Source organism: Streptomyces torulosus, assembly GCF_001419765.1.
GTDB lineage: Bacteria > Actinomycetota > Actinomycetes > Streptomycetales > Streptomycetaceae > Streptomyces > Streptomyces torulosus.
The window spans coordinates 1-9,274 of the sequence record NZ_LIRK01000661.1; the positions used below are offsets into that span (position 1 = coordinate 1).

The following is a 9,274-nucleotide window of genomic DNA, read 5'->3' on the forward strand; positions in this document are numbered from 1 at the left end:
CCCGGCCGGCCGGGCGAGGTGGGCGTCGGAGGGCTGCCGGCGGGGTGCGGGAGGGGCGTAAGCGGTGCTCGGGCGGGCACTCGGACGCGGTTCGCTCGAGGAGGAGGGAGCCGCACACATGGCCCTGACCGAACGGAAGTCGCCGCAGGGGAGCGGTACGGTCACCACCGCCGTACCCGCGCGCCTGGACCGTCTGCCCTGGTCGCGCTGGCACTGGATGGTGGTGATCGGACTAGGCACGGTGTGGATCCTCGACGGCCTGGAGGTCACCGTCGTCGGGAACATCGCCGGGCGGCTCTCCGAGCAGGGCAGCGGTCTGCCGATCAGCTCCGCGCAGGTCACGGGCACCGCGGCGGCCCTGTACGTGGCGGGCGCCTGTGCGGGCGCCCTCTTCTTCGGCCGTCTCACCGACCGCTTCGGACGCAAGAAGCTGTTCATGGTGACGCTGGCGGTCTATCTCGGCGCCACCGCGCTGACGGCCGTCTCCTTCTCCTCCTGGTGGTTCTTCCTCTTCCGCTTCCTCACCGGCTTCGGCATCGGCGGTGAGTACGCGGCCATCAACTCCGCGATCGACGAACTGATCCCGTCCAAGTACCGGGGCCGCGTCGACATCGTCATCAACGGCAGCTTCTGGCTCGGCGCGATCGGGGGCTCGCTGCTGTCGATCGTCGCCCTGGACACGGACCTCTTCGCGGCGAACGTCGGCTGGCGGCTGACGTTCGCGCTCGGTGTGGTGCTCGGCCTGGTGATCCTGCTGGTCCGCCGGAACGTCCCGGAGAGCCCCCGCTGGCTGCTGATCCACGGCAGGGAGCAGGAAGCGGAACAACTGGTGGCGGACATCGAGGGGCAGGTCGAGGCCGAGAAGGGCCGCCGACTGCCCCCGGCCACCCAGGAGATGACGATCCACCAGCGCAAGAGCATCGGCTTCGGCACCATCGCCCGCACCGTCTTCTCCCGCTACCGCCGCCGCGCCGTCCTCGGCTTCTCCCTCTTCATCGGGCAGGCGTTCCTCTACAACGCGATCACCTTCGGCTTCGGCGCGATCCTCACCACGTTCTACGACGTCCCCACCTCCGACACCGGCTACTACTTCGCGTTCATCGCCGCCGGCAACTTCCTCGGCCCACTGCTCCTCGGCAAGCTGTTCGACACGGTCGGCCGCCGGGTGATGATCTCGTCGACGTATCTGCTGTCGGGTGTCCTTCTCTTCGGCACGGCCTGGCTGTTCGACCGGGGCGCGCTGGACGCGGTCACGCTCACCGTGTGCTGGTGCGTGGTGCTGTTCTTCGCGTCGGCCGGGGCGAGCAGCGCGTACCTCACGGTCTCCGAGGTCTTCCCCATGGAGACCCGGGCCATGGCCATCGCGTTCTTCTACGCGATCGGCACGGCAGCCGGCGGCATCAGCGGCCCGCTGGTCTTCGCGGACCTGACGGAGTCCGGCGCCGTCGGCGACACGGTGCTGGCGTTCCAGATCGGCGCGGGGCTGATGTGCGCGGCGGGGCTGGTCGCGGCGTTCCTCGCGGTGCGGGCGGAACGGAGGTCGTTGGAGGAGATTGCGAGGCCGCTGTCCGCGGCGGGGTGAGGGCCGGGCGCCTCATATCTCGGGGGTGCGCGGTTCGTTGGCGGGTGCGGGTGGTGTGTGGTTTCTCGCGCAGTTCCCCGCGCCCCTGGAGGGACGGGCCTGCGGCCCGCCCTCCCCATGAAAAGCACGGGGCCCAGCCCCCGGTCGCTTTTCAGGGGCGCGGGGCGGTGACACATGCGGCTCCGCCGCGTGGGCGCGAACAACCCCCACTCACCCGCACCCGCCAGAACCACACGCACCCCCGAGCTACAAGGCGCCCCCAACTCACCCGTAGAAGTACTGCGCAGCCTTGCGCTCGAAGTACGACGAGTACACCAGCCCGATCGCCGGCGTCCCCCGATACGTGCCGACGTACTGCTGCGCACTGTCCACCACGACCGGCCGCGCCATACACGCCCACTTGTTGCGCTGCTCGGCCTCCGCCCACCGCACGGCCGCCGGATCGACCCGGTCGCTGACCAGCACGGGAAAGGCCGCGACCCCGTTCTGTAGCCCCGCCGGCAACCCACCCTTCGTCTTCTTCGCGTACGCCAGCACCTGATCCGTGAACGTCGCGATCGTCGGGATGGTTATCTCCGGGACGGCCGCCGCCACGGTGAACAGGTGGAGCTTCGTCCCCATCCAGCGCCACTTGAAGTCGGCCCGCCGCCCGACGAGTACGGGCACTCCGGCCCAGTCCTCCCACCAGGTACGGCATTCATCGGCGGCGAGACGGGCCCCCAGGGAGGCGACGTAGGACTGCGAGGCGGACTGCTGTGGATGCATGGCCGGATCATGCCCCGCCCTGGCCGGATCGCGAAAGGCGGGGTGAGGCCAAGGTTGTGCTAAGCCCCGGTCGTGGACCCGGGCCGCACGATCATCAGCACCGTCACGGTCGCCCACAGCAGGTTGAACACACCGGTGAACATGGCGAGTTGCGCCGTGGTCTGCGCGCTCACCGCCGACCCGACGGTGACCGCACCCTCGCCCTCGCCTCTGGCGACGGGCCCGGCCGCCGCCATCCCTTCCAGGATCTCCTCCTGCCGAGGCAGCACCAGCGCCAGCAGCACCATCGCCGCGAGTGCCGTCAGCAGCATCGACGCGATCAGCCAGGCGTCGCCGAGCACCCCCATGCTCATCGCCGTGACGAAACCGAGTGCGGGCACCGCGATACCGACGCCGCCGTACACCCGGCAGATCCGGTGCAGCAGCCGCAGCGACGACACGGCCTGTTCGCTGCCGGGCTCGGCCAGCGCCTTGCGGGCGCTCGGCGGGAACATGCTGGCCGCGACGGTGATCGGCCCCACGGCGACGATCGCGGCGAGGACGTGGAGGGAGAGCAGCAACTTGGTCACGCTGGGACGCTAGGGCGCGCGACGAGGCGGTAGTAGTGGCGGGATTGTCAGGGCGCAACGGATTCTCGCCAGGGACGGCCGTAGTCGGCAGCGGCAGTGGGACTCCGGTTGGCGAGAACCCGGCGGAGCCCTACGCTCCCGCCATGCACACCGTGGCCGTACTGGCGCTCGACCAGGTCATCCCGTTCGATCTCTCCGCCCCGATCGACACCTTCGGCTGGGCCCGGCTGCCGGACGGCCGGGAGGCGTACCGGGTGCGGGTGTGCTCGCCGACGGGGGACGCGGAGGTGCCGGCGGGGCCGTTCACCGTGCGGGCGCCGTATGGGCTGGACGCGCTGGCGGAGGCCGACACGATCATCCTGCCGGGGACGGCGGACCCGACCGCCCCGCTCCCGCCGGGCGTGGCGGAGGCGCTGCGCGCCGCGGCGGCCGACGGGACGCGTATCGCGTCGGTGTGCGTCGGCGCGTTCCTCTTCGCGGCGACGGGGCTGCTGGACGGGCTGCGCGCCACCACCCACTGGATCGCGGCCCCGGACCTGGCCGCCCGGCACCCACAGGTGACCGTCGACCCGAACGTCCTCTACGTCGACAACGGCCAGTTCCTGACCTCGGCGGGCGCCGCCGCGGCGCTGGACATGTGTCTGCACATGATCAGAAAGGACTACGGTTCGGCGGTCGCCGCGTTCACCGCGCGGATGTGCGTCATGCCCCTGGAACGCGAGGGCGGCCAGGCCCAGTTCATCGTCCAGGACCAGCCCCCTGCCCCGGCCGGCGCGACCCTGGAGCCCCTGCTGCGCTGGCTGGAGGCGAACGTGGAGCGGGATCTCACGCTGGACGACATCGCCGCCCACGCCGGCACCAGCGCCCGTACGCTGAACCGCCGCTTCCGGGAGCAGACCGGCACGACACCGCTGCAGTGGCTGCACCGGGCGCGGGTCCGCCGGGCCCAGTACCTCCTGGAGTCCACCGACCACACGGTCGACCGCATCGCCGGCCAGGCGGGCTTCGGCTCCTCGACGGCCTTCCGCGACCGTTTCAAGAAGGTGGTCGGGACCAGCCCGTACGCGTACCGGCGCGCGTTCCGGGGGGAGTAGCCTCAGCGGGCTCGGGCGGGCGTGTCAGGGGCTCAGACGCTTCGCGTCATGCCCGGCGGTCGGCCACCACCCAGGACGCCAGGGCCACCGCTCCGGCCACGCCGAACACCGCAGGCCAGGCGCCCACCTTCTTCGCCAGGGGATGCGACCCGGCGAACGCGGCGACGTACCCGGCGGTCAGGGCGCCCGCGGCCCTGCCTCCGGCCGCCCGCTGCCACTGCTGGGCCGCGGCGGCGCCGGCGACGGCCAGCACGGCCCCGCCCAGCTGCCGCTTCTTCGTCCAGCGGGCCACCCCGTACCCGCCGATGAGCCCGCTCGCGGCCACCGCCGCCGCAGGAATCCTCGCCATCGTCCGCCTCCTGGTCGTCGCAGCGCCGGCTGTCGCGCGCTGTCGCCCCGAGGCTAACCCTTCTAGCACTCCACTCGCCGAAGCTGAGTCGAGGCTTGTCAACTTTTCTCCTCGGAGCTATATAAGAAGACGTAGGAAATCACCGGGCATCGCATCCAGTGCCTGATGAGAGGAGTGACCCGTGATGCTCATGCGTACCGACCCGTTCCGTGAGTTCGACCGGCTCGCGCAGCAGGTGTTCGGCACCGAGAACCGGCCGGCCGTCATGCCGATGGACGCCTACCGGGCCGGCGACGACTTCATCGTCCACTTCGACCTGCCGGGCGTGGACCCGGAGACCATCGACCTGGACATCGAGCGCAACGTCCTGAACGTCCGCGCCGAGCGCCGCTCACCGGCCCCCGAGGGAGCCGAGCTGGTCGCCGCCGAGCGTCCGACGGGTACGTTCACCCGTCAGCTCTTCCTTGGTGACACCCTCGACGCCGAGCGCGTCGACGCCTCCTACGAGGCCGGCGTCCTCACGCTGCGCATCCCGATCGCGGAGAAGGCCAAGCCGCGCAAGATCCAGATCAGCGGCGGCAGCGAACGGCGCCAGATCGACCGCTGACCGGCCCGGCCGGCCACGAGGGGGCACCGGCCCGCGCCGTCGGACGCCGCGATCGTCCGGTGCCTCCCGCTTTCCGTCGGCGAGCCGGCGTCGCCCGATACGGGCCGACGTCCGGCTCGCCTTCTCATTACCTCTTACCGCCGGTGGGACACGCCGGTGCCCGCCTTCCTGGCGGCCGTACCAGCACCCACCTTTCCCAACACCGCACGCTTGGCCGCGAGATGGCGCTGGACCACCTTGCGGTCGTCGGCCCCAGGAGGCGGTGAGGTGGGGAACGGGACATAGACGCTTCACGGCCGATTTCGAGGCATCCGGCAAGGTGCGGGCCACCCTGCACGGTGAGTGTGACTCACGTCACTACATGGAGCCGCCGGAAGTGGATGGCGGCGTTCGCCCTGGCTGGCATGCTCATGCTTAGCTACTGGACGGTAACCGTCGGTCATCTGCCGCCGCCGTGTCATGCGCGCGGCCCTGCCGTCATGCCGCCCCCCGTGTAAGCGCACCCCCCACCACACCCCTCCCGAGGATCACGCGTGCACAAGCTCAGACGACATGCCCTGCTCTCGGCCCTCTCGGCGATCACCGTCGTCACCCTGGTCGCCACCGGCTGCTCCCACGACTCGTCCTCCACCGCCGACAAGGCGCGCGCGGCGGCTGTCGAGACCCCCGAGCCCGCGGCGGCGGAGGAGCAACTCGCCGTCGTCTCCGCCCCGACCGACGGGGCCACCCCCACGGCCGTGGCCGACGGGAACGCCGTCGACCAGGGCAAGGCGAAGAAGTCCACGCTCAAGGTCGCGTCGTACGACAGGAAGACCGGCCGCGCGGTCATCGCGGCACCGCCCGCGCGGGACACGGAGCCGACGGCGGACCCGTCGCCGTCGAAGTCTGCCGCCACGGAGCCGGGGGCGGGGTCCGAGAAGGAGGGCTCGGCGTCGGAGCGGGACGCGGAGGCCGAGAGCGACTCGGGGTCGGCGGCGGAGGACTCTGGGTCTGAGCGGGGCTCCGCGTCAGGTTCGGCCCCTACGTCCGCCCCGGCGGCCGGCTCGCGCCCCGTCGCCGTCGGCGATGTCATCGCCAGCGCCCCCGCCCCCGGCGCCCCCGACGGCCTGCTCGCCAAGGTGACGGACATCGTCGGCACGACGAAGGACGGCAGCGGTACGACCGTCCAGACCGAGCCGGCCGAACTCAACTCCGTCCTGGGCGAGAGCAAGGCGGACGGCACGGTCCCCGTCGACCCCTCCACCATGGACATCGACCCGCTCGTCCAGGGCGTGAAGGTCTCCTGGGCGAAGACCGGTGACCTCACCTTCGGCCCGCAGGGCGCGAAACTCCCGCTCGGCAGCCTCCGTATCGACGTGGGCGCCGCCGTGGAGACCGCGGCCGGCGCCCCCGCCTCGGCCGCCGCGTCCGTCCACGGCTTCGTCCAACTCGCCCCCGAGGTCGCCTTCTCGTACGACGGCTCCGGAGCCGGTACGGGGGCCGCGCCCGGCGGAGCGTTCCTGGGGCTGACCGGCGACTGGGCGTCGAAGTGGTCGCTCAAGGGCCGCGCGGCCGGCACGACCGACGGCAAGCCGGTACGCGTCCCGTTCGCCGAACTCCACGCCGACCCCGTCATCCAGGTCGGCCCGGTCCCGGTCGTCGTCAACCTGGACCTCGTCTGCTACTTCCAGGTGGACGCCGACGGCCGCGTCACCGTCGACGTCGAACAGGACCTGAAGGGGGACTTCCGCGTCGGCGGCAACTTCACCTGGGCCAAGGGCTGGACGGGTGTGAGCGAGTCCGACATGACCGGCGAGCCCCTGAAGGCGACCGTCACCGCCACCGGCAAGGTCAAGGCCGCGCTGGGCGCCGAGGCCACCATCGGCCTCTACGGCACGGTGGGCGTCACCGCCGACCTCGCCCCGTACCTGCGCGCCGAGGCCGACGCCACGGCCGAGGGCTCCGCGAACGGCACCGGCGCGGCGAAGGGCGCCTGGGCCCTCTACGGCGGTGTGGACCTCACCGGCACGCTCAACATCCAGCTCTCCATCTTCGGCACCCCGATCTTCCAGAAGAGGATCCCGCTGGGCGCCCTCCAGAAGGAGTGGCTGCTGACGAAGGGCGAGGTGGCCACGGCGTAACCCGTCGCCCCGCTGCCTGAGAAGGGGGCTCCTGGCCGTGGTGCGTGCCGACCGGATGGTGGGGGACATCCGTCGGGCGCCGGCCAAGAGCCCCCACGCGCTGCCGACTTCGGGTCGGCCGTTGAGTGGGCTCGGTCCCTGCGGACCGCCGACGACTCACCGCGTCCTGACTGCTTAACTACCTTTGATCTTGCGCAGTGTTCCCCCGTTTACGGGGGAGGTGAAGCGCATCTCAATGCTGCTCTGACCTCGGCTTCAGGCACGGAACTGCACTATTGGCCTCGGCCAGGTCACGCGGGGCGCTGCTGGTTTTCGATGTACTGGCGTACGACGGTCAGCGGTGCCCCGCCGCAGCTTCCGGCGAAGTAGGAGCCGGACCAGAAGTGGCCGCCCCACAGGTAGCGGCGGACGTGAACGTCGTACTCCTTGCGCAGGTAGCGGGAGGAGACGCCCTTGAGGGAGTTGACCAGCTTGGAGAGCTGGACTTTGGGCGGGTAGTGCACGAGCAGATGGACGTGGTCCTCTTCGCCGTTGAACTGCTTCAGTTCGGACTCGAAGTCCTCGCAGACCTCTCGCATGATCTCTTCGCAGCGCGTCAGCATCTCGCCTGTCATGGCCCTGTGCCGGTACTTGGTGACAAAGACCAAATGGACATGAAGGTTGTAGATAACGTGCCGGCCCATACGTACGTCGGGATTCGGATTCCAGCGCGGTGACATAGACCGAATGGTATCGTGATCGCGTGAGTACGGAACGTGCACAGGAGAAGCGGCAGTTCGGGCACCGCGCCCGACTGGCGCTGACCCCTGCGCAGGTCCGGCTCGTCGATGCCCAGGCGCACGCCGCCCGTACGACGTGGAACCTCCTGCACGACTGGTGGACGATGCTGCCGAAGGACAAGCGCACGCTTGCTGCGGCGGACGCCGCGATCCGCCAGGCCCGCAAGGACATCGACTGGCTTGCGGCCCTTCCCGCCCAGGCCGCCCAGGCGGTGTTGAAGACATACTTCCAGGCATGGAAGAACTGCTGGGACGGCCGGGCCGAAGCGCCGAACTTCAAGGCCCGCTTCCGCACGGTGATGAGCGTGGACGTTCCTCAGGGCCGCGACCTGCAGATCAAGCGCGTGCACCGCCGCTGGGGCATGGCCAGCATCCCCAAGGTCGGCCGTGTCCGCTTCCGCTGGACCAAAGACCTCCCCATCGGCAAGGCCGCCGGCACCGACAACAAGATCACTGGCGCCCGGCTGGTCAAGGACGCACTCGGCTGGCACATCGCCTTCCGTATCCAAACCCTCGTCACTGCGCCCGGGCCGCACACCGGTCCCGAGGTCGGCATCGACGCCGGAGTCACCATCCCGCTTGCCCTGTCCGACGGACACCACCAGGACCACGGCCGCCCCGCCCGCCTCCCGGACGGCACAGCCGACCGGGACAAGTGGCTCAACCCCGACGAGAAGGCCAAGCTGCTCCGCCTGGAACAGCGGGCCGCGCACCGCAAGAGCTTCCGCAAGCCGGGCCAGAAGACCTCCAACCGGCTGAAGCGGACCTATGACCAGATCGCAAGCCTCCGCGCGACAGCCAAGCGCAGGGCGAGTGACTGGCAGCACCAGACCACCACCCACCTCGCCCGCACCTACAGCGTGATCGTGGTGGAAAAACTGGACATCCCGAACATGGTCAAAAGTGCCAGAGGCACCATCGAGAACCCGGGGAAGAACGTCGCCCAGAAGTCCGGCCTCAACCGCTCCATCAGCCAAGAGGCATGGGGACGCACTGTGACGATGCTGACGTACAAGGCCGCCCGCCACGGCGGCACCCTGCACAAGGTTCCCGCCCCCGGCACCTCCCGGCGCTGCTCGATGTGCGGCTTCACCACACCGGGCAGCCGGGAGTCCCAGGCCGTGTTCGTATGCAAGAACGAAGGCTGCGGCTGGTCCGACAACGCCGACCACAACGCCGCCCGGAACGTCTTGCACCTTTACCGGATGGGCCACGCGCTCGTCCCGGCTGCCGGAAGGGCAGTCGTCAGGCGCCCCCGCGGCGTCAAGCCCGCCACCGCAAGGCAGGCAGGAATCTCCCGGCTTCAGCCGGGAGAGCACTTCAATGTGACGCCATGCGCCAGTACGCCCGCCCGGACGAAACGGTGACCCGCCCCACCCCCGAGACGGTGGAGGACCAGGCCTCCACGG

Annotated in this window: 9 protein-coding genes; 5 read left to right on the forward strand and 4 right to left on the reverse strand. The window is 70.5% G+C overall.

What is annotated here, in order from left to right; all coding sequences use genetic code 11:
* The first annotated feature begins 118 nt into the window (after positions 1 to 118).
* Positions 119 to 1,582: an MFS transporter gene (locus tag AOK23_RS36790; RefSeq protein ID WP_055716843.1), complete on the forward strand. Its 1,464-nt coding sequence runs from the start codon at positions 119 to 121 to the stop codon at positions 1,580 to 1,582.
* Positions 1,583 to 1,846: 264 nt separating this feature from the next.
* Here the strand turns inward: AOK23_RS36790 and AOK23_RS36795 are convergent, their stop codons facing one another.
* Both AOK23_RS36795 and AOK23_RS36800 read right to left on the reverse strand, forming a co-directional pair.
* Positions 1,847 to 2,347 (reverse strand): hypothetical protein, encoded by a 501-nt coding sequence (locus AOK23_RS36795; protein WP_055540281.1) that lies wholly within the window; start codon positions 2,345 to 2,347, stop codon positions 1,847 to 1,849.
* Positions 2,348 to 2,406: 59 nt separating this feature from the next.
* A complete protein-coding gene (locus AOK23_RS36800) occupies positions 2,407 to 2,916 on the reverse strand; it encodes a hypothetical protein (RefSeq protein WP_055716844.1) in 510 nt (169 codons plus the stop codon).
* A gap of 143 nt (positions 2,917 to 3,059) precedes the next feature.
* Between AOK23_RS36800 and AOK23_RS36805 the strand changes: the two genes are divergently transcribed.
* Complete coding sequence (locus AOK23_RS36805; protein WP_055716845.1) at positions 3,060 to 4,010, forward strand: GlxA family transcriptional regulator; 951 nt, start codon at positions 3,060 to 3,062, stop codon at positions 4,008 to 4,010.
* 46 nt (positions 4,011 to 4,056) lie between these two features.
* Here the strand turns inward: AOK23_RS36805 and AOK23_RS36810 are convergent, their stop codons facing one another.
* Positions 4,057 to 4,359, reverse strand: a complete 303-nt coding sequence (locus AOK23_RS36810) for a hypothetical protein (RefSeq protein ID WP_055716846.1) — start codon at positions 4,357 to 4,359, stop codon at positions 4,057 to 4,059.
* Between the two features lie 184 nt (positions 4,360 to 4,543).
* Here AOK23_RS36810 and AOK23_RS36815 point away from each other — a divergent pair, with 184 nt between their 5' ends.
* Both AOK23_RS36815 and AOK23_RS36820 read left to right on the forward strand, forming a co-directional pair.
* A complete protein-coding gene (locus AOK23_RS36815) occupies positions 4,544 to 4,966 on the forward strand; it encodes an Hsp20/alpha crystallin family protein (RefSeq protein ID WP_055716847.1) in 423 nt (140 codons plus the stop codon).
* Between the two features lie 533 nt (positions 4,967 to 5,499).
* Positions 5,500 to 7,086, forward strand: a complete 1,587-nt coding sequence (locus AOK23_RS36820) for a hypothetical protein (protein WP_055716848.1) — start codon at positions 5,500 to 5,502, stop codon at positions 7,084 to 7,086.
* 290 nt (positions 7,087 to 7,376) lie between these two features.
* On the opposite strand, the gene tnpA is transcribed toward AOK23_RS36820, so the two are convergent.
* On the reverse strand, positions 7,377 to 7,805 hold the full coding sequence (tnpA, locus tag AOK23_RS36825) for an IS200/IS605 family transposase (protein WP_079049914.1): 429 nt from the start codon (positions 7,803 to 7,805) through the stop codon (positions 7,377 to 7,379).
* Between the two features lie 23 nt (positions 7,806 to 7,828).
* On the opposite strand from tnpA, the gene AOK23_RS36830 reads away from it, so the two are divergent.
* A complete protein-coding gene (locus tag AOK23_RS36830; RefSeq protein WP_240496729.1) occupies positions 7,829 to 9,232 on the forward strand; it encodes an RNA-guided endonuclease InsQ/TnpB family protein in 1,404 nt (467 codons plus the stop codon).
* Positions 9,233 to 9,274 lie beyond the last annotated feature (42 nt).